27 protein-coding genes and 1 pseudogene are annotated in these 26,959 nt (G+C 62.3%); 14 read left to right on the top strand and 14 right to left on the bottom strand.

Features of this window, described 5'->3' with window-relative positions; translation table 11 throughout:
* Positions 1 to 26: 26 nt before the first annotated feature.
* Complete coding sequence (gene pknB, locus CU_RS00275) at positions 27 to 2,204, top strand: Stk1 family PASTA domain-containing Ser/Thr kinase (RefSeq protein WP_012359320.1); 2,178 nt, start codon at positions 27 to 29, stop codon at positions 2,202 to 2,204.
* 30 nt (positions 2,205 to 2,234) lie between these two features.
* Here pknB and CU_RS00270 read toward each other — a convergent pair whose 3' ends face one another.
* Positions 2,235 to 2,921, bottom strand: coding sequence for a glutamine amidotransferase-related protein (locus tag CU_RS00270; protein WP_012359319.1), 687 nt, complete (start codon positions 2,919 to 2,921; stop codon positions 2,235 to 2,237).
* Between the two features lie 144 nt (positions 2,922 to 3,065).
* Between CU_RS00270 and crgA the strand changes: the two genes are divergently transcribed.
* Positions 3,066 to 3,344, top strand: coding sequence for a cell division protein CrgA (crgA, locus tag CU_RS00265; protein ID WP_012359318.1), 279 nt, complete (start codon positions 3,066 to 3,068; stop codon positions 3,342 to 3,344).
* 44 nt (positions 3,345 to 3,388) lie between these two features.
* Here the strand turns inward: crgA and CU_RS00260 are convergent, their stop codons facing one another.
* A complete protein-coding gene (locus tag CU_RS00260; RefSeq protein ID WP_012359317.1) occupies positions 3,389 to 4,081 on the bottom strand; it encodes a rhomboid family intramembrane serine protease in 693 nt (230 codons plus the stop codon).
* A 7-nt stretch (positions 4,082 to 4,088) separates the two neighbouring features.
* A complete protein-coding gene (locus CU_RS00255; RefSeq protein ID WP_012359316.1) occupies positions 4,089 to 4,613 on the bottom strand; it encodes a peptidylprolyl isomerase in 525 nt (174 codons plus the stop codon).
* Between the two features lie 183 nt (positions 4,614 to 4,796).
* Between CU_RS00255 and CU_RS00250 the strand changes: the two genes are divergently transcribed.
* Entirely contained in the window at positions 4,797 to 6,494 is a 1,698-nt protein-coding gene (locus CU_RS00250; protein WP_012359315.1) for a hypothetical protein, read from the top strand.
* An 8-nt stretch (positions 6,495 to 6,502) separates the two neighbouring features.
* The gene (locus CU_RS00245; protein ID WP_012359314.1) at positions 6,503 to 8,575 is read left to right on the top strand and encodes an anthranilate synthase component I family protein; all 2,073 of its coding nucleotides are present in this window, start codon (positions 6,503 to 6,505) and stop codon (positions 8,573 to 8,575) included.
* Positions 8,576 to 8,637: 62 nt separating this feature from the next.
* Here CU_RS00245 and CU_RS00240 read toward each other — a convergent pair whose 3' ends face one another.
* Together CU_RS00240 and CU_RS00235 are read right to left on the bottom strand one after the other, a co-directional pair.
* Positions 8,638 to 8,985, bottom strand: a complete 348-nt coding sequence (locus tag CU_RS00240) for an ArsR/SmtB family transcription factor (protein WP_012359313.1) — start codon at positions 8,983 to 8,985, stop codon at positions 8,638 to 8,640.
* 116 nt (positions 8,986 to 9,101) lie between these two features.
* Positions 9,102 to 10,232: an aminotransferase class V-fold PLP-dependent enzyme gene (locus CU_RS00235; RefSeq protein WP_012359312.1), complete on the bottom strand. Its 1,131-nt coding sequence runs from the start codon at positions 10,230 to 10,232 to the stop codon at positions 9,102 to 9,104.
* A 119-nt stretch (positions 10,233 to 10,351) separates the two neighbouring features.
* Between CU_RS00235 and CU_RS10850 the strand changes: the two genes are divergently transcribed.
* The 8 genes and pseudogenes from CU_RS10850 to CU_RS10230 form a co-directional block, all read left to right on the top strand.
* Positions 10,352 to 11,206, top strand: a complete 855-nt coding sequence (locus tag CU_RS10850) for an MFS transporter (RefSeq protein ID WP_012359311.1) — start codon at positions 10,352 to 10,354, stop codon at positions 11,204 to 11,206.
* Positions 11,089 to 11,673: an MFS transporter gene (locus CU_RS10845; RefSeq protein WP_328701738.1), complete on the top strand. Its 585-nt coding sequence runs from the start codon at positions 11,089 to 11,091 to the stop codon at positions 11,671 to 11,673. Before CU_RS10850 ends, CU_RS10845 begins: the two co-directional genes overlap by 118 nt.
* A 52-nt stretch (positions 11,674 to 11,725) precedes the next feature.
* Positions 11,726 to 12,208: a DUF2871 domain-containing protein gene (locus CU_RS00220; protein WP_012359309.1), complete on the top strand. Its 483-nt coding sequence runs from the start codon at positions 11,726 to 11,728 to the stop codon at positions 12,206 to 12,208.
* 169 nt (positions 12,209 to 12,377) lie between these two features.
* Positions 12,378 to 13,082: a hydrogen peroxide-dependent heme synthase gene (gene hemQ, locus CU_RS00215; protein WP_012359308.1), complete on the top strand. Its 705-nt coding sequence runs from the start codon at positions 12,378 to 12,380 to the stop codon at positions 13,080 to 13,082.
* Positions 13,083 to 13,230: 148 nt separating this feature from the next.
* The gene (locus CU_RS00210) at positions 13,231 to 13,524 is read left to right on the top strand and encodes a hypothetical protein (RefSeq protein WP_041628436.1); all 294 of its coding nucleotides are present in this window, start codon (positions 13,231 to 13,233) and stop codon (positions 13,522 to 13,524) included.
* A gap of 452 nt (positions 13,525 to 13,976) precedes the next feature.
* Entirely contained in the window at positions 13,977 to 14,636 is a 660-nt protein-coding gene (locus tag CU_RS00205; protein WP_012359307.1) for a hypothetical protein, read from the top strand.
* 269 nt (positions 14,637 to 14,905) lie between these two features.
* On the top strand, positions 14,906 to 15,376 hold the full coding sequence (locus CU_RS10840; RefSeq protein ID WP_012359306.1) for an N-6 DNA methylase family protein: 471 nt from the start codon (positions 14,906 to 14,908) through the stop codon (positions 15,374 to 15,376).
* Positions 15,377 to 15,776: 400 nt separating this feature from the next.
* Positions 15,777 to 15,962 (top strand): annotated as a pseudogene (locus tag CU_RS10230) (chlorite dismutase family protein); the annotation flags it as partial.
* 132 nt (positions 15,963 to 16,094) lie between these two features.
* Here the strand turns inward: CU_RS10230 and CU_RS00195 are convergent.
* The 8 genes from CU_RS00195 to arsB all read right to left on the bottom strand — a co-directional run bounded on the left by CU_RS00195 (position 16,095) and on the right by arsB (position 24,474).
* On the bottom strand, positions 16,095 to 16,775 hold the full coding sequence (locus CU_RS00195) for an Abi family protein (RefSeq protein WP_012359303.1): 681 nt from the start codon (positions 16,773 to 16,775) through the stop codon (positions 16,095 to 16,097).
* A gap of 276 nt (positions 16,776 to 17,051) precedes the next feature.
* Positions 17,052 to 18,230 (bottom strand): IS256-like element IS1249 family transposase, encoded by a 1,179-nt coding sequence (locus CU_RS00190; protein WP_012359302.1) that lies wholly within the window; start codon positions 18,228 to 18,230, stop codon positions 17,052 to 17,054.
* 201 nt (positions 18,231 to 18,431) lie between these two features.
* Positions 18,432 to 18,962, bottom strand: coding sequence for a type IIL restriction-modification enzyme MmeI (locus CU_RS11080; RefSeq protein WP_331370641.1), 531 nt, complete (start codon positions 18,960 to 18,962; stop codon positions 18,432 to 18,434).
* Positions 18,899 to 20,248: an IS256 family transposase gene (locus CU_RS00180; protein ID WP_012359300.1), complete on the bottom strand. Its 1,350-nt coding sequence runs from the start codon at positions 20,246 to 20,248 to the stop codon at positions 18,899 to 18,901. Before CU_RS00180 ends, CU_RS11080 begins: the two co-directional genes overlap by 64 nt.
* A 22-nt stretch (positions 20,249 to 20,270) precedes the next feature.
* Complete coding sequence (locus CU_RS11075) at positions 20,271 to 20,735, bottom strand: type IIL restriction-modification enzyme MmeI (RefSeq protein ID WP_331370640.1); 465 nt, start codon at positions 20,733 to 20,735, stop codon at positions 20,271 to 20,273.
* A gap of 56 nt (positions 20,736 to 20,791) precedes the next feature.
* Positions 20,792 to 22,732 (bottom strand): DNA methyltransferase, encoded by a 1,941-nt coding sequence (locus CU_RS00175; RefSeq protein ID WP_012359299.1) that lies wholly within the window; start codon positions 22,730 to 22,732, stop codon positions 20,792 to 20,794.
* A gap of 207 nt (positions 22,733 to 22,939) precedes the next feature.
* On the bottom strand, positions 22,940 to 23,359 hold the full coding sequence (locus tag CU_RS00170; RefSeq protein ID WP_012359298.1) for an arsenate-mycothiol transferase ArsC: 420 nt from the start codon (positions 23,357 to 23,359) through the stop codon (positions 22,940 to 22,942).
* Positions 23,356 to 24,474 (bottom strand): ACR3 family arsenite efflux transporter, encoded by a 1,119-nt coding sequence (gene arsB / locus CU_RS00165; protein ID WP_012359297.1) that lies wholly within the window; start codon positions 24,472 to 24,474, stop codon positions 23,356 to 23,358. The genes CU_RS00170 and arsB overlap by 4 nt, the downstream gene beginning before the upstream one ends.
* A gap of 80 nt (positions 24,475 to 24,554) precedes the next feature.
* On the opposite strand from arsB, the gene CU_RS00160 reads away from it, so the two are divergent.
* Both CU_RS00160 and CU_RS00155 read left to right on the top strand, forming a co-directional pair.
* Positions 24,555 to 24,902, top strand: a complete 348-nt coding sequence (locus tag CU_RS00160) for an ArsR/SmtB family transcription factor (protein ID WP_012359296.1) — start codon at positions 24,555 to 24,557, stop codon at positions 24,900 to 24,902.
* A 184-nt stretch (positions 24,903 to 25,086) separates the two neighbouring features.
* On the top strand, positions 25,087 to 25,518 hold the full coding sequence (locus CU_RS00155) for a carboxymuconolactone decarboxylase family protein (protein WP_231837687.1): 432 nt from the start codon (positions 25,087 to 25,089) through the stop codon (positions 25,516 to 25,518).
* Positions 25,519 to 25,543: 25 nt separating this feature from the next.
* On the opposite strand, the gene CU_RS00150 is transcribed toward CU_RS00155, so the two are convergent.
* The gene (locus CU_RS00150) at positions 25,544 to 26,911 is read right to left on the bottom strand and encodes an MFS transporter (RefSeq protein WP_012359294.1); all 1,368 of its coding nucleotides are present in this window, start codon (positions 26,909 to 26,911) and stop codon (positions 25,544 to 25,546) included.
* Positions 26,912 to 26,959: the final 48 nt, after the last annotated feature.

Raw genomic sequence — 26,959 nt, 5'->3', positions numbered from 1 at the left:
AGTTGGAAGATCAGAGGAGGTCGGTCGTGGACCGTGACGGGGCGATCCTCGGAGGCCGATACCACCTAGGTGCCAAGATCGGCACTGGTGGCATGTCGGACGTTTATGCCGCCGTCGATGAGCTCCTCGGCCGCGAGGTCGCCGTCAAGATGATGCGGCCGGACCTCGCCCGCGACGAGAACTTCCTGGAGCGCTTCCGCCGCGAGGCGCAGAACGCTGCGAAGCTGAACCACCCGGCAATCGTGGCGGTGTACGACACCGGCCAGACCCCGCCGGAAGATGGCTCCGTGCCCTATATCGTGATGGAGCGCGTGCAGGGCGAAACGCTGCGCGACATCATCCAGGAGTACGGCAAGATGCGGCTCACGGATGCCGCCGCCATCATGTCCCAGGTCCTGGAGGCGCTGCACTTCAGCCACGAGGCGGGCATCATCCACCGGGATATCAAGCCGGCGAACATCATGATCACCAACACCGGCGCGGTGAAGGTGATGGATTTCGGTATCGCCCGTGCCCTGTCTGATTCCTCTTCTGCGATGACGCAGACGGCCGCGGTCATCGGTACCGCCCAGTACCTCTCCCCGGAGCAGGCGCGGGGTAAGTCGGCGGATTCCCGCTCCGATATTTACGCTGCTGGCTGCGTGTTCTACGAGTTGGCGACAGGTCAGCCGCCGTTTTCCGGAGAGTCGCCGTTTTCGGTGGCTTTCCAGCATGTCCAGGACGCCCCGCCGGCACCGTCGACGGTCGAGGGCATGCATCTTTCCCACCGTGAGGCGGATAGTTTGGACGCCATCGTGCTCACCGCGATGGCGAAAAACCCCGACGACCGGCACGCGGACGCCAAGGAAATGGCGCTGGACCTGCGCCGGTTGAGCGAGGATCAGGTGCCACTGGTGGCGAAGCTGCCGGGCGCCACGGGTCCTGCGGGTGCTGCTGGCTCCTCGGATATGGGCGGGGGTCGGCACCGCGCGGATGAGTCCTCGGGTGCGGGCACGGCCGCCGCCGCAGGTCTCGGCGCTGCCGGCCTGGGCGCCGCGGGTGCTGCGGGCGCCACGGAGCGCACGGCGGAACACAACCTCGGCGGCCAGAACTTCGCCCAGAACGGCGAGCACGCCTCGGACCAGGGCGCTGGTGCCAACGGCGGTGGGGCTGCGGGGGCGTACCCGGCGGCCGCCGGCGCGGGTGGTGCAGGAGGCGAGCTGCCGACGTCCTACCCGGACCACGGCACCTACCCCGACACACAAACCCCGCTGATTGACGAGGAACCGAAACGGCGCTGGTGGATCCCGGTCGTGGCGATCCTCGCGGTGCTGTTCCTGCTGGGCGCCGGGACCTGGGCGTACATCGCCTCGGACCGGTCGGCCGCGACGGCGGAAACGGTCAACGTCCCAGACGTCAAGAACCTCACCCAAGACGAGGCCGAGCGCAAGCTCCACGACCTGGGCCTGGAGCTGCGCGTGAAGGAGCGTCCGCACGCCGATATCGAGCGCGGCCGTGTGATCCGCACGGAGCCGGGTCCGAATAGCTCGGTGCCGAAGGGCACGGAGATCTCGCTGGTGGTGTCCTCCGGTAAGGAGATCACCGAGGTTCCGGATCTGACGGGTAAGAACACCTCCGAGGCAGCGCAGCTGTTGAAGGAAGCCGGCCTGAGCCTGAATAACCGGGTGAAGGAGGAGCCCAGCGATTCCGTGCCGGAGGGCCAGATCACTGAGCAGTCCCCGGCGCAGGGTTCGCAGGTCTCGAAGGGCACGAAGATCACCATCACGGTGTCCACGGGTCCGCAGGAAGTTCGTGTCCCGGTGGTCACGGGCCAGGATGTCGAGGGTGCGCGCTCCAACCTGGAGGCCTCGGGCTTCACGGTGCTCGTCATTGAGGTCGATTCCACGGAGCCGGAGGGCAAGGTCCTGAGCGTCAGCGACGAGGGCTCCCGACTGCGCGAGGGCTCCGAGGTCACCTTGACGGTCTCCCGCGGGAACCAGTTCCGCGTGCCGAATGTCTCGGGCAAGGAGTTCGGCCAGGTCTACGAGACCCTGCGTGCCGCGGGTTGGGAAGGCTCCCCGGATAAGCTGCGCCGCGTGGATGTTCCGACGAACGACCTGGGCCGGGTGGACCGGGTGGCGCGTCAGAAGCCGTCCGAGGGTGCCACCCTGGACAAGAACGCCACGGTCACGGTGGATGTCTTCATCTTCCGCCTGATCCCGTAGTTTCCGCCGTCGGCGGGGACTGTCGGCGCCCTACTTGCTCAGCGCACCGGTCACGGCAAGCTGCTCTTCCTCGATGCGGCCGAGCAGGTCCTCATCGATGGGGAAACCGGCTTCGATCAGCCAGTTCGCGAGCATGCGGTGGCCGTATTGGGTCATCACGGACTCCGGGTGGAACTGCACGGAGTGCACCGGCAGGCTGGTGTGCCGCATCGCCATGATCATTCCGGAATCCACCCGCCCGGTGACCGCCAGCTCCTCGGGCACGGAGCCCGGGTCGACGGTCAGCGAGTGGTAGCGGGTGACGGTGAATGGACTCGGGATGCCCTGCAGCACGCCGGTGCCGTCGTGGGTCACGGGCGAGGTTTTGCCGTGGTAGAGCTCGTCTGCGCGCACGACTTGGCCCCCAAAGTGCAGGCCGATGGCCTGGTGGCCGAGGCACACGCCGAACAGTGGAATGCCCTGATCCACGGCCACGCGGATGACCTGCATGAGGTGCCCGGCGGCGGTGGGTTCGCCCGGCCCCGGGGACAGCAGGACGGCATCGAACTGACCAAGCACATCGGCGAGGTCGGCGTCGTCGAAACCTGCCTCACCGCCGAGCTCGGGTGCGTTATTGCGCCACACCACGCAGTTCTGCTCGTGGTAGCCGAGCTGCCCGAGGTACTGGACGAGGTTATAAACGAAACTGTCGAAGTTATCGACGACCAAGATGCGCATGGGCTGATTCTATCGCTGTCATGTTGCACCTGTGCCGCCATGCCCCGTGTGGTGCGGAATTGTCGGGTGTAGCTGCTAATATTGGCCGTTGTATTGGAAGCTGCCTTGGCAGCTGGAAGCACTGCCCTGTAATGGAAGCGAATTATGCCTAAGTCAAAGATCAATTCCCCGGAGGAGAACTTCGATTCCAGCGCCGCCGCTGGGGTGGATCGCCGTACCCCGGTGAAGCTGAACGCCTCGGGCACGCCACGGTGGTACATCGTGATCATGCTGGGTCTGATGCTGCTGGGTCTGGCGTGGCTGGTCGTGAACTACATCGCCGGCCCGGCCATCCCGCTGATGGTCACCCTCGGCCCGTGGAATTACCTGATCGGGTTCGGCCTGTTCATCGTTGGTCTGTTGATGACGATGGGCTGGAAGTAACCCCTTCTTCTTTTCTGCCCGCCCTGGTTGCCAGGGCGGGTTTTTTAATTCAGGACGCCAACCGCGCCGGCTACGATGAGCGCTGCCGTACCGATGATAAGCGCGCCGGTTTCGGCCCGGCGGAGTTGTGCCGGACCTGCTGTTGGACCGAGCAGCCCGCGAACGGCAAGATAACTGGCCCCGCCGCCGAGGAAGCCACCAACGTGGCCCCAGAGCGACACCCCGGGGGTGTAGATCGTCCACGCGAAGTAGATCAGCACCATGACGATGGCCGAGGTCATCTGTTCACGCTGCGCGAGTTTCATGCCGAGCAGCATGGCCAGCAGCCCGTAGCCGACGGTTGAGGCCCCTCCCATGGTGGCTTCTGGTTGCAGGGTGAGGCAGGCGAGTGCTCCGCCGCCTGCGGAGGCGAGGATCATTCCGGCGGTGATGCGGTGCCCGAAGCGTTGCTCCACAGCTTGGCCGATGAAGTAGATGGCCAGCATGTTGAAGGCGATGTGGGCGGCATCGAGGTGCACGATCGAGGCGGTGGCGGCGCGCCACCATTGGCCGTGCTCCGCCATTTTCTCCGCGGAGAGGAGTAGTTCCCAACCGAAGTTTCGGGAGTCGCTGAGCGGGCTTTCGAGCGCGTAAACGACCCCGCGGCCGGAGAAACCCTGCTGAAATACGTGAAAGACCGCCTGCAGCGCCATGGCTGCATAGACGGTCACGTTGATCGCGATGAAAATCGCGATCACAGGGGTTTTACTGAGTGATCTCGACAGACTCGATCACCACGTCGTCGTTCGGACGATCCATGCGGTCGGTTGCCACACGGGAGATCTTCGCAACGACCTTCTGGGACTCCTTGTCGGTGACCTCACCGAAGATGGTGTGGCGGTTGTTCAGGTGCGGGGTGGCCGTCACCGTGATGAAGAACTGGGAGCCGTTGGTGCCCGGGCCGGCGTTGGCCATGGCCAGCAGGAATGGGCGGTCGAACTGCAGCTCAGGGTGGAACTCGTCCTCGAACTGGTAGCCCGGGCCGCCACGGCCGGTGCCGGTCGGGTCGCCGCCCTGGATCATGAAGCCGTCGATGATGCGGTGGAAGATCGCACCGTCGTAGAACGGGCCTTCGTTGCTGCCCTGAGCGTTCGGCTGGGAGTACTCCTTGGTGCCGTTGGCCAGGCCGACGAAGTTCTCGACGGTCTTCGGCGCGTGGTTGCCGAAGAGGTCGATGGAGATGTCCCCGTAGTTGGTGTGCAGAATTGCGGTTTCAGTCTTGTTAGTCACGCGCCCCAGTGTACTTCAATCGGCAGTCGCTGGGGCAGGGTGGTTGGGCTTCCGCAGCGGGCGGGCCGGGGCTAGCCATCAGGGTTGCTGCAACATGTTTTGGGCAAACCCCACGGCAGGATATCTGGGCTTTGCCTATCATGGGAGTGTTGGTGAAATTTCAACGCAAGAGGAGATTCCTAGATGAATCCCAATACCCTCAAGCTGGCGCTGACTATTGCCCAGCAGCTACGGAAGTCGCAGAAGAACCGTGCGCAGCGTAGGCAGCTCGCGGAGTTCGATGCGCTTCGCGATCAGCGAAATGTGACCTTGTCGGACGAGCAGCAGCAGGCTGTGCTGGCTGATTCGCCTGCTCACATCCGTGCTGTTGCGGAGGAAATGCGGAAGCAGGACGGCGCAGCCGAGGCTCTTGCGAAGGCTCGTGCGCTGCACGCAGCCCACGAGGAGAGCACCGCGCTAGCGGAGGGTAACTCCCCCGCTACGCAGTTTGATAACCCGCTGGCCAAGTCCGCGAAGAAGGCTCGGAAGGCCGCCAAGCGCAATTCGCTGCGAGGCAGGACGAGCCAGGGTATCTCTGATCTAAAGAACGAAAAAAATGAATTGAAGGAGAAGGGCATGGCTAACGCGACCGACGCGTTCAACCAGCTCGGCGACCGCGCCGAGGAGCTGTTCAAGGACGGCAAGAAGAAGCAAAAGAAGCTGGCTAAGCAGGCGAAGAAGGACGGCAAGAAGGCCCGCAAGGCTGCCAAGAAGAACAGCAAGGACCTGCGTTCCAACCTGCAGAACGTCGCTGGCGACGCCCGCAACCTCGTCGAGGACCTGGGCGATAAGAAGAAGCAGCGCGAGCTCGCCAGCTCCGTGGCTGGCGCTTTCGCCGCTGGTCGCGCCGGTGCCCGCGCGGCCGCTGATGAGCTGTGGGATGGCGCAACCCACGCAGCGGAGTCCGCTCGCGAGGCTGCCCAGAAGGAGGGCGCAAAGGCCCGCAAGCAGGAGACCCGCAGCGCGAATAAGCGTCTGAAGAAGGCTCAGAAGCGTGCGGCGAAGAAGGCGCAGCAGGCTGGTAAGCAGGCCCAGCAGACCCGCGATCAGCTGGAGTCCCGCGTGCAGGGCGGCCTGGAACAGGCTCGTTCCCAGTTCGCGAACCTGCAGGAGCAGGGCGCTGATCAGCTGAAGCAGACCAAGAAGGATGCTGCGAAGGCTAATAAGCAGGCAAAGAAGGACGCGAAGAAGCGTCGCAAGGCTGCCGAGCAGAACGTCAAGGCACTGAGCAAGCGCGGCCAGAAGAAGGTCGACAAGATCAACAAGAAGGCCCAGAAGAAGGCCGCCAAGCTGGAGCGTAAGCGCAACGGCAAGGGTAAGTTCGGCCGTAACATCCTGCTGGTTCTGCTGCTGGCTGCCGCTGGCGCGGCTGTCGCTGCCCTGCGCGAGAAGAAGCAGGCCCCGGCGAAGTCCGCCCCGAAGGCTTCTGATTTCTCTGGCAAGGCCACGGGTTCCGCCGCGAAGCCGAAGGCTGAGGAGGCTGCCGCGAAGGCGAAGGCCGCTGCTGCTGATGCTAAGGACGCCGCCGCTTCCGCTGCTGCCGAGGCCAAGGCGAAGGCTGAGGACAAGGCCGAGGAGGTCAAGGAGCAGGCTTCCGACGCGAAGGACAAGGCTGAGGCTAAGGCTCGCGAGGAGAAGGCCAAGGCCGAGCAGAAGAAGGCTCAGGCTGAGCAGAAGAAGAACGAGGAGTCCAAGAAGGATTCCGGTTCCAAGGCTGGGGCCCCGAAGGCTCCGGGCGCGCCAGCTGCCCCGAAGGCACCGGGTGCACCGGCTGCTCCGAAGAAGGCCGATAACGCCAAGAAGGATTCCAAGGATGACGAGGGCGGCCGCCACCGCCTCTAAGGAATAACTTGCACTACCCGTGGGTCAGCCACGCTGCCGGTACCACCCCTGATGCGGGCGCCGCGGGCGTGCAACCCGGATCTCTGACGCTGCGCTGGCGGATCTTCCCGATTTCCGCTGGTCGCGGCGTTTCCGCGTGCCAGGGGGCTTTCCGCCGGGCCGCGAATACGGCATTCGCCGCGCTCCGCCACCAGGGCGGGGAGGCTGCGGATGCCGTTTTTCTGGATTCTGGTTCGGCGTTTCAGGGCGATACGGCGCGGTCTTTTCTCGCTTTCTCTTCCGCCCGCGCCGCTGTTCGCGGAGCTGTTGACGGCACCGTTCACAGCCCAGTTCCCGAGGTTGGGGACGACGCCAGCGCGGCCGCTGGTCCCGGTTTCGCGGTGGCTTACCGCGTCCCGGGGCGCAGCGCCTGCGCCGATGCCGGCGACGCTGCTGCGGGTGTAGGGGCCGCAGGTGCGGACGCCGGGGATGCTGCCGCCTTCTATGACGCGCTGCGAGGGCAATTGCGGCGCATCCACGTGCCGGAGGACTTCCCGGCGCAACTCACGGGCGGCTTCGCGCTCGGCTGGGTGGGCGCCTTCGGCTATGAGTTGAAGAACCTCTCCCCCGACGTGCTCGCCAGCGCCACCCGGCGCGGGGCAGGGCTCGGCGCCAAGCATGCGGCTGTACCCGCGCAGGGGGCAGTGGCTGAGCTCGGTGCCGGGAACGGCGGGGCCGCACCTCTGCGCCACCGCAGTCACCCGGACGCCGCCCTTCTGTTCGCGGACCGGGGGCTGGTCTTCTCCCCGCACGATGGCGCGGTGATCGCACTGGCCCTGGAACCAACGGGGGCATCGGGCGGGCCCGGCGGCGCACCAGGGGACGAACCTCTCACGTCTCCCACCCCCGTCACGAGCCCCACGCCGGACGCCAGCCCGGCTGAGGCGTGGTTCCGGCAGCTCGAAGACCGTTTCGGCACTGGTCTGCGGGAGCTTTTCCCCGCGGACGCCGAGGATTCCAACGCCCCGGACGCAGCGCCGATCGTGACGAACCGAGCGGCCAGCGCACCCACCGAGTACCGGCTGGATCACGGCCACGAGCAGTATCTGGCCAATGTGCTGGCCTGCCAGGAGCACATCGCGGCCGGGGATAGCTACGAGCTATGCCTGACCACGACCGCCCGCGGCCCAGCGCTGGCCGACCCGTGGGGCGCGTATCAGCAGTTGCGCAACACGAGCCCCGTCCCCTACGGCGCTTATCTGCAGTTCCCCGGCCTCGGCGCTGCGCCGGCAACGGATCCTGGCACAGCCTCCCCCTCGCCTGTTGCGGTCAACCCCAGGTCGCGCACCGTCGCCACGCAGGCTGGCGCACCGGGTCTCCATGTGCTTTCGGCGTCCCCGGAGCGCTTCCTGCGTATCCGCCGAGCCGCTGTGTCCTCTCCAGGCACACCCACCAGCGCAGCGACGAGCACCAGTACACCCACGAACGCGCCCACCGGCTCCGCCCCCGGCCCGCTCTTCGTCGAGGCCAAGCCCATCAAGGGCACCCGGCCGCGCGGCACCGGTACTGAGGACGAACGGCACCGTCGTGAACTGCAGAACAGTGAGAAGGACCGGGCGGAGAACCTCATGATCGTCGACCTGCTCCGCAACGACCTGGCGAAGATCTGTCGGCCGGGCAGCGTGCGGGTGCCGGAGCTGTTCGCGGTCGAGAGCTATAGCCACGTCCACCAGCTGGTCAGCACGATCACCGGCGAGCTGGATGGCGGTACTGGAGCGGATGCTGTGGATTGCCTCGCGGCGTGCTTCCCGGGCGGGTCGATGACGGGTGCTCCGAAGGTCCGCTCGATGGAGCTGCTCGAGGATCTGGAAGGTACTGCACGCGGGCTGTACTCCGGTGCGATTGGGTGGCTCTCCCCCACTGGCGAGGCGGATCTGTCCATCACGATTCGCACGCTCATCGACGATGGCCGCGAATCCAGCTTCGGGGTGGGCGGGGCGATCGTCGCGGACTCCGACCCCGAGGCGGAGTGGCAGGAAATCCTGGTCAAAGCCAGCGCCCTGCTGGAGGCGCTAGGCGCCCGGATCACCGAAAGCGCATAGCGCTCCCGGTCCCCCTCACTGCCCAGATCACCCCAGTAGCAGCCACGCACCCCCAGCACCGCCTAGTCGTGGCGGTGCATATCCTTATTGCGGCCCACGTAGTGCAGCAGCTGGTGGATCCGGTCGTCGACCAGGGAGTACAGCATCTGCCGGCCGTCGCGTTCCACCGTGAGGATGCCGGCGTTGGACATGTAGCGCAACGCTGCGGAGGCGGTGGCGGGCCGGAGTTCGCACTCGTTGGCCAGCTCCGTCATCGTCATCTGGGCCGGGCCCTGGTAGTGCAGGGTCAGCAGCAGGCGAAAGCGCGTCGGATCCGAAAGGATCTTGAAGGACTGCCCCCAGTCCTCGACGAGCTGCAGAATGTCCTCTGGGGTGCCGGGGTGCTCGCTCTTGTCATCAGCGTGCGTCATGTCTACTCCACGTTCATCCAGGCCCAAGGGCGGTGGCCACGGCCACCTCGCGCCCCACGGCCGGTGCATCTGCGTCGGCGCGCGGTACGGTCCCTTCGGGCACTAACGTTGCTCTCTTACTCGATCTTATCCAGCGCGTCGGCCAGGCGCTGCACCGCAGCGTCGACGTCCGCCCACTTGTCGAGGCCGAACAGGCCAATGCGGAAGGTAGCCAGGCCCTCTGGCTCGTCGATCATCAGCGGCACCCCACCCGCGATCTGCAGACCGGCCTCCTTGAAGGCCGCGACGTAGTTCTTCTGCGGGTCCTTGGCGTGGACCACCACGACGGACGGTGCCTCGCAGTCCGGCGCGGCGACCGAGGCGTAGCCGCGCTCGGCGAAGAGCTCGCGGACCTTGCCACCCAGCTCTTCCTGCTTGGCGCGCAGGGTCTCCAGGCCGACCTCCTGGGCTTCCTTCATGAGCTCCAGGTTGTGCAGCAGGGTGTCGGTGGCCATGGTGGCGTGGTAGCCGGCGCCGCCATCCACGTAGCCGTCGGCGATGGCGGTCCACTTCTTCAGATCCATCGCGAAGCTGCTGGTCTGGGTGTTTTCCATCGCCTTGCGGCCGTTCTCGCTGAACATCACGTAGCCGGCTGCCGGGCTACCGGACCAGCCCTTCTGCGGCGCGGAAATCAGGACGTCCACGCCCGTCTTCTTCATGTCCACCCACAGGGTGCCGCTGGCCACGCAGTCGAGGACGAAGACGCCGCCGACCTTGTGCGTCGCTTCGGCGAGCTGCGTGATGTAGTCATCGCTGATGAGGATGCCGGAGGCGGTCTCCACGTGGGGAGCAAAGACCACGTCTGGTTCGTATTCGGCGATGGCGGCGGTGGCGTCCTTAATATCCATCGGCTCGAAGGTGGGCGCGCCTGCCTCGGTGGAGACCTGCTTGGCCTTGAGGACCTTGTGCTGGTCGGTGATCTTGCCGGTTTCGATGATCTGGGTCCAGCGGTAGCTGAAGAAGCCGTTGCGCAGGACGAGGGTCTTGGCGCCATTCGCGAATTGGCGGGCCACGGACTCCATGGCGAAGGAGCCGCCACCTGGGATGATGGCCGCGGAGTGGGCGTTGTAGGTGCCGCGCAGGATGCCGAGCATGTCCTGCATGGCGTCCACGAACTTCGCGGACATGTGGTTCAGGGAGCGGTCGGAGAACACGACGGAGTATTCGACGAGCCCCTTGGGGTCAACGTTGTCTAGTGGGAGATTCATGTTTTCCAGAGTAGCGAGTTTCTTTCACTCAACCGGCACCTGTTTTGTGTTTCAGCTGATTGAAAGTTCAACCTTTCGGCTGATGTGCTTTTCGGGGCGGGTTCATAGGCTTTCTAAGTATGAGGGAAAACCGTGGAGCAGTAAGCACGCAGAGCGCACTGGCGGCAGCTGGTTCGGCGCAATCGCATGCTCCGAAAAAGTGGGCTGCGCTGGGGGTTTTGGCGTGTGGTCTGGCGCTGATCGTGCTGGACGGGACGATCGTCGGGGTGTCCATGCCGGCGATCATCGGGGCCCTGGACCTGGATCTGGCGGGTGCCCAGTGGGTGACGAGCCTGTATTCGGTGGTTTTCGCCGCCTTGCTGCTCACCGCGGGCAAGTTGGGGGATGCCAAGGGGCGGCGGACGTTGTTCCTGGCCGGTGTGGCGCTGTTCGTTCTCGGTTCGGTGATCGCCGGTCTGGCGGGTTCGGCCGGGGTGCTGATCGTGGCCCGCGTGGTCCAGGGCGTGGGTGGGGCGGCGATTCTGCCGTCCACCCTGTCCAGCGTGAATTCCCTGTTCCAGGGGGATGACCGGGCGGCGGCCTTCGGTGTGTGGGGTGCGGTCATGGCCGGTGCCGCGGCGGTGGGCCCGTTGGCTGGTGGCCTGCTGACTGAGTACGCGGGCTGGCGGTGGATCTTCTGGGTCAACGTGCCGATCGGCGTGCTGCTTTTCGTGTTGGCGTTGAAGCTGGTGCCGAACACGAAGGGCCGGTCGGATGCGGGGCACGACGTCGCCGGTTTCCTGCTCTCCGCGATCGGTTTCGGTCTGCTGGTCTTTGCGATCATTCAGGGTCCGAAGATGGGCTGGTGCTCGCGGCGATGGCGGCGGGCGCTTTCCTCAGCGGGGCGCTGGCCCGGCACCTCGCGGCGTGGATCGGCGCGAGCGGCACCGTGCTGCTGGGCCTGGGCCTGGAGGTCTTCGGTGTTCTGCAGCTGACCGCGGAGCAGGCCCCGGACCGCCCACTGTGGCTGATCGTCGTTGCCCTCGTGATCTACGGGGTGGGCCTGGGCCTGGCATCCGCGCAGCTGACGAGCCTGGTGTTGAAGGACGTTCCGGTGGAGCAGTCCGGCCAGGGCTCGGCCACCCAGTCCACGGTCCGCCAGCTCGGATCGGCGTTGGGCGCGGCGATGGCGGGCGCGATGCTCTCTGCCGGGATGGCGTTCCACTCCCGGGACCTGACCGGAACCACCGCCCAGCTGGCGGATGCCGCCCGCTCCTCGGCGGGCTCCGCGATCCCCGCCATGCGTGGCCAGGGCGTACCGGGGCAGGTGCTGGACCCCGTGGTTGCGGCCTTTGCCAGCGGCACACGCTGGGCCTTGGTCTCCGCGATCGCGGCCTTGGTCATCGGCTTCCTGGCGGCCTTCATGGTCTCCAAGGCCAGCCGGGGCGACGTCCATAACTAAAAAACGACACCACAAGAAGAACAAGAAACCAGAAAAGAAAAGGATGAGCGCAATGAAGAACGCGCAGAAGACCCTGTTTACGACCGCTTTCATTTACCTCGTGATCGGCATGCTCAGCGGCGTGTTCTACCGGGAGGTCACCAAATTCAAGGAGTTCCCGGTCGATAACGCCACGCAGCTGAGCACGCTGCACACGCACCTGCTGGTGCTGGGCTTCATCGTCCCGCTGGTGGTGCTGGCCCTGGATAAGCTCTACACGCTGGCTGGGTCGAAGCAGTTCACGTGGTTCTTCTACCTCTACAACATCGGCCTGGTGATCACCCTGGTGATGATGACTGTCCGCGGCTGGCTGCAGGTCTTGGCCGGTAGCCCGCTGGAGGAGACCCCGGAACTGAGCAAGGGCATGGATGCTGGGATCTCCGGCATGGCGGGTATCGGCCACATCCTGCTGGCCGTATCCCTGGTGCTGCTGATGGTGCGCCTGGGTGCGCGCATCAACACGGTGCAGGCGCAGGCCAAGCAGGTGAACGCCTAAACACTGACTGTGGCCGGGGTCACCCCGGCGCGCGTGATGGGCCACGGTGGCAGCCTGACGGCAGTTGTTCTCCAGTTGTTGCACAGGCTGCCGTCGTGGTTCTCGGCACTTCGTGCAGGTAGAATGACCTGCGGATTAAGTGACGATGAGAAAGGTGGCAGCCTCGGATATGTCGAAGAAGATCGATTTCGAGAAGCTGAACAACACGATCCAGTACGCCATGTGGTCGGCGTTTGAGATCAAGGCCGGCGTGCTCGGCGAGGATCGCGCGGCGGTTGCTGAGGACTTCCAGAAGTTCCTGGATTCGTACAAGGATTCCAGCGTGACCGTGCGTGGCGTGTATGACCTCACCGGCATGCGCCCGGAGGCGGACATCATGTTCTGGATCCACGGCGAGAAGCTGGAGGATCTGCAGGCCTTCTACCGCGCCTTCCGCCGCGAGACGCTGCTGGGTAAGGCGGCTGTCCCTTATCGCACGAACGCTGCACTGCACCGCCCAGCGGAGTTCAACAAGTCCCACGTCCCGGACTTCATGGTGGACCCGGAGCCGAAGGAGTGGATCTGCCTGTACCCCTTCGTCCGTACCCCGGAGTGGTACCTCATGGACGACGCCCCGCGCCGCAAGATGCTGGTCGACCACGGTGTGGAGGCCCGCAAGTACAACCGCGTCCGCGCGAACACGATTCCGTCCTTCGGTCTGGGCGATTACGAGTGGATGCTCGCCTTTGAGGCGCCGGACGTTGCTGAGGTCGTGGACCTGATGCGCACGATGCGTTACACCGAGGCCCGCAAGTACGTCTCTGAGGAGACCCCGTTCCTCACTGGCCGCATGATCACTGACTGGCTGCCGGAGTTCGTCGAGTCCCTGCCTTAAGGATTCGAGGCTCTCTGAGCGCAGGCCTTTGGCCTGCGCAAGCGAATCGCCCCCATACCTTCCACGTGGAGTTGTGGGGGCGTTGGTGTTTCTAGAAATCCATAACCGGCGTTAGTGGACGCAGCAGGGCTTAGATTGAAATTTGAGGTTGGACAACAATGACAGCTTTTCCCGGGATTGTGCTCGGATTCATTTTTCTTTTGTGCTCATAGCAATCAACTATGCCCTCGTCAGGTTTAGCCGCGGCGGTAAGCGCATCTCGCCAAAGAACTTTTTGAGACTATCCATCGTGGCTACACTCGCTTTAGCCGTACTTCCCCTCATCTTCGATGAAGGACTGAAGGATGGAGCGTGGGCAATATTCTTCTTTATAGGTTTCCAAACCATCGCGCTCGTTACGTCATTCTTTCTTCCTGATGAGCGCGAGACCCCGAGTGCCTAATACTCTTAGCGATTACACCGGGAACGCTGCCCAGTAACGATACTGGTTATCCATGCTTAGCAGTCAGGTTACTGAACCTAGCCTTGTTCCTTAGATCGGTATGTTCTAACCGAGCTTTATGCTAGATGCGCTCGCGAAACGAACTCTACGAAGCCGTGACAACGTGCTGGTGTGCATTGAGATCAAGCGGTAGCGACAGACCTGTCCCTTTGACCATAATCCAGCCCTAGAGCAACAGCTTTTCCTGTAAACCCGGAGTGCCTCATTTCGTATATTCTTTAGGATATACTAGCGCCCACGGAACGGCTACTCTCTGCGCCGCTCGTTAAACATGTTGAATTCGGTTAAGGGCTGGGTAAGCCAATTTCATCGCGAAAAACCGAAAAGTTGTATTGACCACCCAGACTAGTTTTTGAAATTTTTTCCATCGCTAATGCCAGGGGACACATTCCATGACCCGAGATAAATTTTCCCAAAACCTTCCTGATGATCCAGACACACTAAAAGTCCTTTTCTACTCATACGCTGACCAGCTCGGTGATCCTCTAAACAAGCGCGAGCAGGCGCACTGCGTGCTAAAAGCGATATCCGAGAAAATCGTTCGCCAAACGGGTTTAGTGAAATTCCGGGGCAGCTCGGAGATACTGAGTGACGAGCATCTACGCCAAATTGGCCTGGTTATCTCTCAGGCAGCCGCGGCAGAACACGCTGCGGGACAGATCGTTGCAGTCTCAGAATCTGGTCCATTCGATCCACCAATCGATAAAGCATGGACACGCTCAGGAACTCAACTGCAGGAAGCCCTCAAGCCCCATGTTCCCGAGCCCCTCTTAGAGAGGTTGAAAACCGCAATTGATCTCCGCAACGAGATAGCGCACGGTTTCCAGAGCGAGACAACGGATACGGAAACATATGAACTACTTGGGCTGCCTGTGGATACCATCCAGTTCGACGACCCCATTACCATAAAAAGGAATCCCAAGAAGGGCGCCGACGATTTTAAGGTTCTTACCTGGAGAGGCGATTCCCTCAAAGAACTCCACAAAGAGCTCGTTGCTATTGAGGGTGAGCTCGAAAAGATCCTGTGGGAGAAAATCAACGCCCTCCTTTAGCGCAGGGTCTACATCCTGTCGGGATGGTTGAAACCTGTTAGCCAAGGGTTAATTTCACCGTAATTCCAATTATGAATATTTTACGGCAATTCGGGAACACTTTCCCTCTCCACCCGTGATCGTCGTTTAGTTCGAAACCTGCCACCCCATGTCCTGCACGTTAAGCAAAATAGAGGGCAAAGGCGGTTCGGGATAGCTAAACCTGCTGCGCCTAGCCCGCCCAGAGCCCCTGCTAGCTAATACTTGAGCGCCGAAAGAGACACCACGCCTTGGCGCATCTGTCCGAGGACCTGATGTACCGCTCATCTTCGGAAAACTGGCAGGTCGCCGTTGGGTTCGACATTCCGCGTGATACCAGTCGTCTCATGGTCGATGTTTTGCTCTCCTGCGACGGCCACGGCTTCTACGGCCAGGTCCCGGCCCGCACCGTCTACTCTCCGGCCGCCGGCACCGGCGGCATACTGCTCGTGGCAAAACGCGCTATGGAAGACCTCAACCCAAAAATCGGGGTCTCCGTCTACAGCCGGGAATTGATGGCCTGGCCCAGGCAAATCCGACCTCATCGCCTATTGCTTATGGCGTTTCTCTTTTTTCGAGCAACCCCAACCAGGAGTTCCATGGCGGGTAGATATCGGGGAAGATGGGAATTGCCGTCCACAAGGGGAAGAGGAACCGTATATGGCTTACGTCCTGTCACTCTTTTCCAGCGTTGCCCTGTAGGGGCTGAATTCCTGCCTTAGTCAGTTCTCTGGGCTGTCCTGCCGGACACATTAAGCTCCTACGCGTCTTCCCGGACAGTGTGGGTAAGTATCTGTCGGGGAGTAGGCTTCGTCGAAATACGCCGAATTTTGGTAGGCCACAGACCTTCTTTGCGCTGAACGCTTCCGTTTGCTTTTTAAGTTTGGATAACCCCGTATTGGCATAGTCACTTTTGCGATCTTGACAGCGTTGCGAGGCCTTTTCTCCAACTCTGCGCCCCATGGTTGCCAGCGCTTAGCGTTCGTGAGCTGTAGCACTGCCATCACCTCCGAGAGGCGTTCCTGTACTGGTTCGGTCCTTGCTGCAAGGACGTAGCGGCGCAGGCGGCTCGCCATCGTCAAACGGTCTCGCATTGACGGAAGCTCTGGTTCGCAGTGATCGTCTTTCGGCCTGGGCGACTACGAGTGGATGCTCGCCTTCGAGGCGCCGGATGTTGCTGAGGTCGTGGATCTGATGCGCACGATGCGTTACACCGAGGCCCGCAAGTACGTCTCCGAGGAGACTCCGTTCCTCACCGGCCGCATGATCACTGACTGGCTGCCGGAGTTCGTCGAGTCCCTGCCTTAAGGATTCGAGGCTCTCTGAGCGCAGGCCTGCGGGTCTGCGCCCTGCACATGGTCTGACAGAGTCGGACCAGGGTTCAGACACAAACCTACGAACACAGCCTCATTCCCCGCGATGGTGAACCCATACCTTGAGCTACGGCCTGCTAGTCCGTAATTCGGGGAGTCTGGAGTTGGTGGCTATCCATTGCGCCGCAGAGGGGTCAATCCAGGTAGACAACTTCTCTATGGCTAGCTGTGCTCGATCGAAATCTTCGTTTTCGTCCTGCCGGTTCTGTCTGATGATCGGCTCATGATGGGCACACCGATTACGCAGTTTGTAGACCACATCGACTTCACATCTGAATTCGTTGAGATTGGGGACGAAGACACCAGGCTTGCTTCCGTCAGTAATAGGTGTCGGTGTGCCGATCAAAGCTTTACGAACCAGCGGCCAGAGGGTCGAGGCGTAGGTCTTGGTGAACAGGTAGGCCCAAAAATCGAAGCTGAGTTCGGCGATGACCCGCCCCGGCGGTGGGGTTGGTTCTCTTCGTGTACGTGCACGTTGTTCTGCTTTCCTGATGGCCCTCTTGGCCGGTGTTACGAACGGGATGGCCGGGTTGGTGTACCACCTGGCCCCGTAGCGCGGAGCGACTGCGGTGTCTACGCAGTTTCGTAGCAGCACCTCGACATGCTGGAGGTCCTCCAGGAAAGCCTTGGTGACATGAGTATTCCAGAGATAGAGAGCTTCAGGGTCCGGGTGGTGGGCATAGGTGCTCATCCGCGCAGGCGAGAACCACTTGTCGAGATCGCTCGTTAGATTGTTGTTGGAATCCATGGGAACAAATGCTACGGTTGTGTATGAAAGCCCTGGAGAGATCCCTGCGTTTTAGACGCATATCGCCGGGGTTACTGAATTTTATGGGGGATATTAAGGAGCATAACGGCAGTGTATGCCCGAAAAAGACGCTCTCGCGAAAAGTTCGGGTTTTCCTGTTCAGTCTGCGCATATTCACCATCGGTCGTGCGCAGATTTACCCTCGGTCAGACACCACCGTGCGCAGATTTAGGGTTAAGGGTCAAAATGTGTGTCTGGCTCGGCGTGTCGCGGGGGTTAGATTTGGCCTTTTTGAATGCCGATTGAGTGGGTGTAGTCGGTGTCGATAGCGTTGTCGTAGAGGGCTGGGCGTCCTGTTTCGTGGTCGGCTTGGTTCTCGTGTTGGGTCAGGGTGGATACTTTGGCGAGTTGGCCCTGGCCCCAGTCGGACTGCCTGGCGATTCGTACTGGATCGTCAGGCAGTTCCGTTTTTAAGTAGAGCCACCAATCCAGCATGCGGCGTTGTCGTTCGCCTGATCTGCCGCGGTGGGTTCTGGCGAGCAGTTTGAGCTGGGCGTTGATGCCGCCTTCTAAGCTGTTGGTGGTGGATTTGATCCGCTCGGGCGCAAGGACTCCTGCTGGCGGGTTGAGGTAGACAAACAGCATCTCGGACCGCCAAAGATGGTTGAGGCTGTTGTAGGCCTTGCGCACGTTGTGGTGGGTCCACACGCGGGTCCATGCACCTGTTTTGGGGTCTTTGATCATGGTTTTCTCGTTCATCCATTCCCGGTAGATCGTTGAAAACTCGTGCAGTTGCACACCCCACGCGGCGGCTTCATCCAGTGTGGTGATCCGGGTCAGTTTCAGCGCAAGTCGGTAGATGGTGCGCCCGGCATCGGTGCGTGGGTTGGTGGTGGTGTAGCGGCGGACCACGCGTTGGGCGTGGACGAGGCAGCGTTGAATTTTCGTAGTCGGCCAGCACTTTTTGATTGCGCTGTATGCGCCTTGGCCGCCGTCGATGACGGCGATGAGTGGGGCTTCGATGCGTTCAAGCAGCAGTTGGTAGTCGCGGGTGGTTTCGTGTTTGCACCAGTGCCAGGCGATCACGTGGTCGATGGTCGCCGCGACGATCAGGCAGCCACCGGCGGTGTAGGTGCCATCGAGAAATACCTGGTCGTAGATCCGCTTGTGGTGGCCGGCGGTGGGGTCAGGCACATCAACGAGCCAGCACCACTTGAAGCGCCGCTTCATGGTGGCGCGGCTAACACCGTTTCGTTTGGCTAGGTCGTCGAGTGATATTGCGGTGGTGCAATGCTCGATGAACTGGGTGAACACTGCCGCGTTGGTGATGTCGTTTCGACGTTTGACGCTGGAGGCGCCGCATTGTTTGCAGCGCCATCTGGTGGTGCCTTTGCTGGTGGTGCCGTTGCGTTTCATTTCACCGCCGCAGTGGCAGCGTGGTTGGTTCTTCGACATTGCGACACCACACCACGCCGCGCATAGCACATCACGGCTGCCACACCGAGGATTTCCCGTCGGGGGCTAGATATATGCTTCCGGAGCATATACTTTCCGGAAACCTACAGGTCAATCCGTGAAAATCCGCGATTCCGGACACACTTTTTGACCCTTAACCCCAGATTTACCCTCGGTCAGACACCAAAAAACCGTGCTTTCCTAGGGCTTATCCGTGAGAGCGTCGTAGTTTGCGAACAGTAGCTCTTGACGCTGGCGCTCTGTCGTGAGTTTCCGTGGCGCCCCGAATGCTTTATCGACCTCACGGTCAAGATCATCGTGGGCGTTTAGCAGCTCGGGTGCCATCGCCAGCGGGTTATAGTGCTCCGCCAAGGAACGCTCTGGGTACAGCGCCCGTGCTTCCAGAACCTTCTTGCCCGCGTCGACGATGCGCTGTCGCGCCTTCGCATCAAGCTCCGGAACGGGGAAGGTGTTCCACGTCAGCGTGTTCGCAAACCGAAGATCAGACTTCATGCGCCCACCTACAGTGCGTTGCCACGTGATGAACATTGAGGAAGAAATTAACGCGAAAGAAAGACCCGATGGATCGCTCACTGTAAACGCAAGATTGCTCGCGATTACGTCACCGGTGACGAGAGTGTCCGATTGTTTGTGTGCGGGGGCTTGGTTTACAAGTAGTCCGCGAATCGGTCGGGGTATGCCACAGCTAGTTGGTTGATGGCTTGTTTCCACCCGGTGGCTTTCGCCCCTTCAATATAGCCATTGCATTCGATGTCGCGCTTCGCTTTTTTCGCTCGCTGGGCAGCGCGCTTGTCTTCGATGTTGCAGATCATCAGCCACAGCGTTTTCAGCGCCGCGGTGTCGTTCGGGAATTGCCCGCGGTTACGGGTAGCTTTACGCAGTTCAGCGTTGAGCGATTCGATCGAATTCGTGGTGTAGAGCACCCGGCGGGCCGCTGGCGGGAACTGTAAAAACGGCACGAACCGGTCCCAGGCGTCGCGCCAGACTTTGACCGATTGCGGGTATCTCTGGCCCAGTTCACTGGCCTGGAACGCGTCCAGGCTGGCACGTGCGGTGTCCTCGTTGGCGGCCGTGTAGACCTCACGTAGCGCACGGGAGACAGATTTGCGGTCCTGATGCGACACCCACCGGTTCGAAGCCCGAATCAGGTGCACAATGCAGGTTTGCACCATGGAATTCGGCCAGGTTGCCTCGACAGCTTCCGGCAAGCCTTTCAGCCCGTCGCAGCACACGATGAACACGTCCTGGACGCCACGGTTGGCCAGATCCGCGCACACCGATGCCCAGAATGCAGCGCCTTCATTATCGGCAATCCACAATCCCAGGATGTGCTTGATGCCGTCCATGTCGACACCAACCGCCATGTAGCAGGCCTTATTGACCACGCGGTGACCGTCACGGATTTTCACGCGTAGCGCGTCGAGGAAGATCACCGGGTAAAACTCGTCGAGCTGGCGGTTTTGCCAGATCATGACCTCGTCTAACACCGCATCGGTGATCGTGCTGATCGTATCCGGGCTCATATCCACCCCGAGCGTGGTCGCGAGGTGATGCTGAATATCGCGCACTGTCATCCCACCGGCGTATAGCGAGACGATCATGTCGTCGAGCTCTGTGAGCCGCCGTGCGCCCTTGGGCACCATCTTCGGAGTAAACGTGCCGGCACGATCCCTGGGCACGGTCACTTCCACCGCGCCGTAGCCAGAATTGACGGTCTTGGTGTACGACCCGTTGCGGTGATTGCCGCCGTGCACGGGTTCAACCTGGGCTTTGGACTTGCGGTCGGAGTGGCTATAGCCCAAATGCGCATCCATCTCCGCCTGCAGACCAGCGTTGATTGATGCCTGCAGCAGGCCTTTGACCAGCTCGCTGGCATCATCAGCGGAGGTCGACAGCTCGCTGATCAGGCTAGCCAGCTCAGGATTTTCCATCAGCTTCTCGCTGATCTCGTTGACCCTCGCCGGGTCATGGCCTTTCTTCGGTGACACAGTAGTCATTATCGGTGACACTCCTTCTCGATCAGAGCCTCACACACAAACTTCCTGACACCCTCCCGGTGACCTGCTGTGCAGTGAAGTACGGACGAGTTTCGCTTACTACTGAGGGGATCAGCAAGTGATCTACTACCGGACGGTCTTTGTTGGACCGCATGAGATGTGGGATGCCTTTTAGTTTGAAAGCGTCACCGCTAGGAGAACTTTGCTCGCGAAACCTCTTGCAGTCGGTGACGCGTTGCTTCAAGACATGTGACCTAGTGATATCAGAGGGGTCAAAATCTTCGTCACCCATCCAGAGACACCAGCGGTCAAGACCTCGCACAAGTTCTCTCGAACCACGAAAAGGGCGCAGGTATTTCGCTGCGACCGGATCGGCTGCTACCTCTGCGTATTCATCGACTTCCACGATGAGATTTCCACCATCCGCTGGCTTGGTGCCAAACCGAGCAGGTGGAATATCGGCAAGTGGTTTCGATCGCTTCTTCACGAGCACATTTGCACCATCGATGAGGTAGGCATTGATCCCCTTCTCGATTCTTTGCTCTACCCCCCCCCCCCGCGGATTTCAGGGTAGTCCCACAGCCGCTGCTTAACGGCGCGGTTCTTGGTGAATCCAACGATCACACAGTGCACGGCCGCCTTGCCTGGGGCTTCGGAGTCCCAGGCGAAGGTGCGGTGAGCGAACTTGATCCGCCAACCCTCGCGCTGCAGTGGGCCAAACAGCGCGGGTACCGGCTGACCCTGGGTGATCGAGTTCGTGGTCACATAGGCGAATTCGCCCCGGCGCTCGGCCAGCAAGTTTTTGGCCTGGGCGTGCCAGCCGGTGACGTAGTCCAAGTAGCCGTCGTAGTCATTGCCCCACACACGGCGCATGTCCTCGGTCTGCTCGCTGGTCTTCGTGTACTGGCCGATAAACGGTGGGTTGCCGAAGATATAGGTCATCCCGGCGGCCTCGGGGAGGATCTCCAGCCAGTCCACGGCCAGTGCGTTCGCATGCTCAATGTGCGCTGTAATCGAGATCGGCAGGCGATCCGGTGCCAGCCCCACCCGGTCGGCCAGCTCCCGGTTGGCCTGGTGATCAACCAGGAACATCGCGGTCTCCGCAATACGGGCCGGCCACCAGTTCAACTCAATGCCATAGAACTGCCCGATGGATAGCTTCTGCTCCCAAGAAATATCGAGCGCCAGATCCGTCGTGCCCTCGCGCTCACGGATGGCGACAATCACGTCCGTCTCGATCTTGCGCAGCTCGCGATAAGCCACGATGAGGAAGTTGCCACTACCGCAGGCCGGGTCGCAGAACACCATGTCGGCTAAACTGTCGCGGAACGCCCGCAACTTCGCCACCGGCGTGGACTTCGCCGCGATCAGCCGGTCGGCTTCAGCGCGCAGCTCGTCCAAAAACAGCGGACCAATGGTCTTCAGGATGTTCTTCTCGGAGGTGTAGTGCTCACCGTCATCCCGGCGAGCCTCCTTCGACTTCACCAGCTGGAACATCGACCCGAACAAGGCAGGGCTGATGTTCGTCCACCGGAACCGGCACGCATTCAGCAGCGCATCGCGCATCTCGGGGGTGAAGAACTGCGTGGGCATCGTCTCCGCGAAGATCGCCCCGTTGATGTACGGAAAACGCGCCATGGAATCCGGCACCCGGCGGCGCTGAGCCTCCGGGGTATTCAGCACCTCAAACAACGCACCAAGCTGGCTTCCCAAGTTCTCGCTGGTGGTGTGCTCCAGAACGAAGCGATAGAAGAGATCCTGCTCAATGACCCCGGAGTCCTCGGCGAACAGCAGGAACAGCAGACGGGTCAGATACATCGACGTCACCTGGACGGCGGCGTCTTCGTCCTCAGGGTTGGTCGGGGCCTCATCGCCGACTTCCTCGTCGACCTCGTCGCCGACCATTGCGGTGAACAGGTCGGCCATCAGGCGTGATGCCTGGATCGAGGCCTCCTGCTGCTCCTCCCGCGTGAGGGTCTCCTCGTAACCGGCGAGGAACTTCAGCTCATCGACGTGCTCGGTGACCTCCGCGAGCGGGAACTCAATGTCGAAGCGCTGCTCTGCCGAGCCGAGCCGCACCAAACGGTGGCGCTCGAAGTCGCTGGCGAGGATGTAACGGGGCTGCTCGGACGGCGTAATCGTGCCGCCGAGCAGGTAGTCGCGTGCCTGATCCACCGCGACCTGGAGATCGACCCCCGGCTTCTTCGCCTCCCCGATCACCACACCCGGCCAAAACAGGTCAATATAGCCGGCCTTGCCGGTGCTCGCTCGCCGGGCGTCCTGCTCGAACAGGTCCATGCGGGAGGCGGTCACGCCGAAGCATTCGAAAAGCTCGGTCCAGTAGCTCTGCGCGTACTTGCGCTCAAGTCCGCCCTCGTCGTCGTTGCCCCAGCCGTCGAGGCGTTCCCGCCATCGCAGCTTGAAGCGGTCGAGGTTCTGACGCATGGTCGCCCGGTCCAGGCGAAGTGCAGTTGGAGAAGTCACGCTCTCACCATAGACAACGCACCAGACACGGGCCGCCTATTCGAACAGTCCTGCACCAACGACACACTCTCCCGGCGCTGGCCCGCACGATGTCCTGCGCCCGTCCGGGGCGTGTCTGCACCGGATTCTAAGCTGGGCTCAGCGCCTGCCTGGGCCGGCTGACGTCATTAAAAAACCACGGCATCTCAACCGCTATGAGGTGGGCAGTTAATTCTCGAGCAACTCATCGAGAAGCTTGCGTACCCGAGCGTCGATATCATCGCGGATCAGGCGCATCCGCTCGATGCCCTCGATGCCCCGCTGGGACGGCTCGTCGATCCCCCACCGCTCGCACGTACCGTGAGCATCCTCAGGTAGCTCCAACTGGGCATCCTCGCCGAGAATGACGGTGCGGTCGACCTCCCGCAGTAGCTGCGGGTCGATCCCCTTCGGGGTTCCGCCGGACATGTCGGCCCCGATCTCACTAATCGCCTCCACGGACTGGGCGTTGAGTTCTGTGCCCGGTGTCGTGCCGGCAGAGTGGATCTCGACCCGGTCGCCAGCGTGCTGAGCGGCCAGGGCTGCGGCCATCTGGGACTTGCCGCCGTTGCTGACGCAGACAAACAGAACTCTCGGACGGGTACTCATGAGATGGCATTCTCCTTCTCGGATACAGCAGTCTGTGAAGACGATGTGGGGGATGCGGGCAGAGTCGGATCCTGGGGGAAGAGTTTCGGCCCCAACCACAGCATGACGTAGACCAGGCCGACGAGCACCGGGACCTCGATCAGCGGCCCGATGGTGCCGGCCAGCGCCTGTGCGGAGTTCGCCCCGAAGGTACCGACGGCCACGGCGATGGCCAGCTCGAAGTTATTTCCTGCGGCCGTGAACGACACCGACGCCGACTGCGCGTAGTTCATCCCCGACATCTTCGTGACAGCCAGCGCGAGGGCGAACATGCCCACGAAGTAGATCAGCAGTGGCACCGCTAGACGAGCCACGGTCCACGGTTGGGAGGTGATTTGCTCGCCTTGCAGGGAAAACAGGAGAACGATGGTATACAGCAGCCCGAGCAACGCCAGCGGGGATATTGCAGGCAAGAAGGTGTCCTCGTACCAGGCACGCCCCTTGGTCTTCTCACCGATGAGTCGAGAGAGCACTCCGGCCAACAGCGGGATGCCGAGGAAGACGAGCACGGAGGTGGCGATGGACCAGAAGGAAAACTCAGCCGAGGTGGTCGCCAGCCCCAGCCAGGAGGGCAGGATCTGGAGGTAGAACCAACCAAGAACGCTGAACATAATAACCTGGAACACCGAGTTGATGGCCACCAGCACGGCCGTGGCCTCCCGATCACCACACGACAGGTCCGACCAGACGAGCACCATCGCGATGCACCGAGCCAGGCCGACAATGATCAGCCCCGTGCGCAACTCCGGCTGATCCGGCAGGAAAATCCAGGCCAGAGTAAACATGAAAGCTGGCCCGACCAGCCAATTAAGGACGAGGGAAACGCCCATCAGGCGTTTATCGGCGACGATCTCCCGGGTCTTGTCGTAACGGACTTTCGCTAGCGGCGGGTACATCATCACCAGCAAACCAAGGGCGATCGGCAGGGATATCCCGCCGACCTCCAGGGCGCCCAGAGCGTCACTAATACCGGGGAACGTCCGGCCCAGGAGTAGCCCAACAGCCATGGCCAGAAGGATCCACACCGGCAGGAAGCGGTCTAAAAAGGACATGCGCGGGCGATGGGAAACAGTCATACGACCCCTTTTACATATTGATGGTCATCGATACTAAAAGTAATCTTCATATAGATGACCGTCAATATAGGATGGCTATTATGACCCTCCCGCAGATCCTTCCACTCACTGATCTTGCCTCCTGTTGCTCACTCGGTTCTGGCCCCCTGACCGAGCAACAGGCCGAGCGTTATGCCACCTTGTTCAAGGTGCTGGCCGACCCTGCCCGCCTGCGGCTGCTGTCGAGGTTGGCGGCCGAGGGGTGTGGACCGGTCAGTGTCGGGGAACTAACAGAGAGGTCTGGGCTGAGTCAGCCAACTGTGTCTCACCACCTCAAACGATTGACTGAAGCCGGCTTGCTAGAGAAGGTGCGAGTTGGTCGGACGGTCACCCACCAGGTCCGCCCGGAACTGTTCGCAGAGCTGCGCACCGTTCTGCAGATGGACTGACCCGTCACCGACGAGCAGGACACGATCACGCAGGTGATCACCAAGCACGTCGAGACGATCATCGTGCCGTTGCGCGGGGAGTGTCTGCACCGGGTTCTAAGCTGGGGTTAGCGCCTGCTTGAGGCGGGCGGCGTCGCTAAAAACCACAGCACCACAACCACAACACCACACGGAAGGCGAGAGCATGACGGAAGAGACGAAGAAAAACGAGTCCCTGGCGGAGGCAATGGACACCGCTTACGACGCCGGCATCGAGATGCGCCGCGCGGTGATGGGCGATGATTTCGTGGACGCCGCGCTGGAGCGCAACGCGGGGAAGGACGGCGAGGAGCTGCAGAAGCACATCTCCGCGACCGTCTGGGGCTCCATCTGGAACCGGCCCGGCCTGGAGAAGCGGGATCGCAGCCTGCTGAATATCGGCATGCTCGTCGCACTGCGGGCCACCGGTGAGCTGCGCGGGCACGTCCGGGGCGGCCTGCGCAATGGGTTGACCCGCGAGGAGATCACCGAGGCCGTGCTGCACACCGCTGGGTACTGCGGGGCACCGGCGGCACTGAGCGCGATGAAGGTCGTGCAGGAGGTACTGGAGGAAGTGCTCGGGCCGAAGGAAAGCTAGCCCGGCGCGCCAGCTGCCCGGCGCGCTAGTTGTCTAGCGCATCCTCCAGGTACCGGTCGCGGCCTGCCCACAGGCCGGCGAGGAACTGCAGCACCACCAGGGCCACCAGGCCAGCCATGACGATGGACCACGGCTGGGCCACTCCCCCGCCGGAGAGCACGTCGTGCAACGCGCCCGCGCCAACCGGGCCGATCGCGGAGCAGGTGTAGCCCGCGGTCTGGCTGAGCGCGCCCAGCCCCGCCGTGCCCGCCACCGTGCGGGTGCGCAGCATCGCCAGGGAGAACGCGATACCCGTGGCAGTGCCGTGCCCGATACCGAAGAGCACCGCGAAAGCCATGCCCAGGTGCGCTGGCGCGAAGTACATGCCCGCCAGGCCCACGCCCAGGCCCACCGAGCCGATGGAGGTCGCCCACACCTGGCTGCGGGTGCGGTGCACAAAAATGCTCACCGCCAGGGCGCACGGGATGGCCACGAGGTTCACGACGGTGAGCATCTCGCCGCCCGCATTCTCCCCGCGTCCCTGCTCCAGGAACATCGTCGGCAGCCACGCGTTAACCGTGTAGAAGAGCACGGAGAGCACCGCGAAGTACACGCTCACCGCCCACGCCAACGGGGAGCGCAGCATGCTGCTCATCGCGATCGCCGGTGGGGCCGCCTTCGCACTAGATGCCACGCCGGAGGCTGCATTGGAGGCATCGGCAGGCTCCTCCCCTGCGCTGGCACCCTCCGCAGCGCCGGACGCCCCGCCATTCTCCGTGAGCTGCACCGTCGCCGCCGGGGTGCCCGGACGCAGCTTCACGCGACCAACCTGCGGCAGCCACAGCGGCAGCGCAATCACCGCGAGGATCCCCCAGCTCAGCAACGCGATCCGCCAAGAGCCCGTGGCCCGGGCGATCGGCAGCGTCAGCCCACTGGCCAAGGCCGGACCCGCGTACAAGCTCACGGTGTACACGCCCATGAGGATGCCGCCCTTATCCGGGTAGCGCTCCTTAATAAACGCCGGCAACAGCACATTGCCGATCGTGATCGCCACGCCCACCACGGCCATGCCGATGAAAAGCGCAGTAGCGCTAGGCACCAGGCGGATCGCGAACCCCACCATCAGGATCACAAGGGCCGCCAGGATGGTGCGGGCCAGCCCGAACCGACGTCCCCACCCTGGGGCGCGCATGGAAAGAAGGACGAACGCGAGCAGCGGAACGGTCGTCAACAGACCCGCCGCGGTGGCTCCGAGCGCGAGATCACTACGGATATCGGGGATCACGAAGGCCACGGAAATGATCGCCGGGCGCAGATTCAGCCCGACAAAGAAGATCCCCAGCAGGGCGATCAACATGCTGGGGCGGGCGGCGCGCTGTGCACGCCCTGCGGGTGCGCCAGTGGGTTCGGTCATCTCGCGTGGCTCTCCTTCGCTCGTCTCGGGGTTGGTGGCCGGTGGCTG

The sequence above is a fragment of the Corynebacterium urealyticum DSM 7109 genome, assembly GCF_000069945.1.
Taxonomy (GTDB): domain Bacteria; phylum Actinomycetota; class Actinomycetes; order Mycobacteriales; family Mycobacteriaceae; genus Corynebacterium; species Corynebacterium urealyticum.
The sequence above is the reverse complement of the archived record's forward strand: the minus strand, read 5'-3'. Positions and strand labels throughout refer to the sequence as shown.

Bases quoted from the DNA above. Each gene is read 5' to 3' on its own strand.
- CU_RS10845 (WP_328701738.1), top strand. From the start codon at position 11,089: ATGGCGGCGGGCGCTTTCCTCAGCGGGGCGCTGGCCCGGCACCTCGCG.
- CU_RS00235 (WP_012359312.1), bottom strand. From the start codon at position 10,232: ATGAATCTCCCACTAGACAACGTTGACCCCAAGGGGCTCGTCGAATAC.
- CU_RS00150 (WP_012359294.1), bottom strand. From the start codon at position 26,911: ATGACCGAACCCACTGGCGCACCCGCAGGGCGTGCACAGCGCGCCGCC.
- CU_RS00250 (WP_012359315.1), top strand. From the start codon at position 4,797: ATGAATCCCAATACCCTCAAGCTGGCGCTGACTATTGCCCAGCAGCTA.
- CU_RS00160 (WP_012359296.1), top strand. From the start codon at position 24,555: ATGACCCTCCCGCAGATCCTTCCACTCACTGATCTTGCCTCCTGTTGC.
- CU_RS00205 (WP_012359307.1), top strand. From the start codon at position 13,977: ATGACCCGAGATAAATTTTCCCAAAACCTTCCTGATGATCCAGACACA.
- CU_RS00270 (WP_012359319.1), bottom strand. From the start codon at position 2,921: ATGCGCATCTTGGTCGTCGATAACTTCGACAGTTTCGTTTATAACCTC.
- CU_RS00220 (WP_012359309.1), top strand. From the start codon at position 11,726: ATGAAGAACGCGCAGAAGACCCTGTTTACGACCGCTTTCATTTACCTC.
- CU_RS00240 (WP_012359313.1), bottom strand. From the start codon at position 8,985: ATGACGCACGCTGATGACAAGAGCGAGCACCCCGGCACCCCAGAGGAC.
- CU_RS10850 (WP_012359311.1), top strand. From the start codon at position 10,352: ATGAGGGAAAACCGTGGAGCAGTAAGCACGCAGAGCGCACTGGCGGCA.
- CU_RS00180 (WP_012359300.1), bottom strand. From the start codon at position 20,248: ATGACTACTGTGTCACCGAAGAAAGGCCATGACCCGGCGAGGGTCAAC.
- CU_RS00195 (WP_012359303.1), bottom strand. From the start codon at position 16,775: ATGGATTCCAACAACAATCTAACGAGCGATCTCGACAAGTGGTTCTCG.
- arsB (WP_012359297.1), bottom strand. From the start codon at position 24,474: ATGACTGTTTCCCATCGCCCGCGCATGTCCTTTTTAGACCGCTTCCTG.
- CU_RS00190 (WP_012359302.1), bottom strand. From the start codon at position 18,230: ATGTCGAAGAACCAACCACGCTGCCACTGCGGCGGTGAAATGAAACGC.
- crgA (WP_012359318.1), top strand. From the start codon at position 3,066: ATGCCTAAGTCAAAGATCAATTCCCCGGAGGAGAACTTCGATTCCAGC.
- CU_RS00170 (WP_012359298.1), bottom strand. From the start codon at position 23,359: ATGAGTACCCGTCCGAGAGTTCTGTTTGTCTGCGTCAGCAACGGCGGC.
- hemQ (WP_012359308.1), top strand. From the start codon at position 12,378: ATGTCGAAGAAGATCGATTTCGAGAAGCTGAACAACACGATCCAGTAC.
- CU_RS00155 (WP_231837687.1), top strand. From the start codon at position 25,087: ATGACGGAAGAGACGAAGAAAAACGAGTCCCTGGCGGAGGCAATGGAC.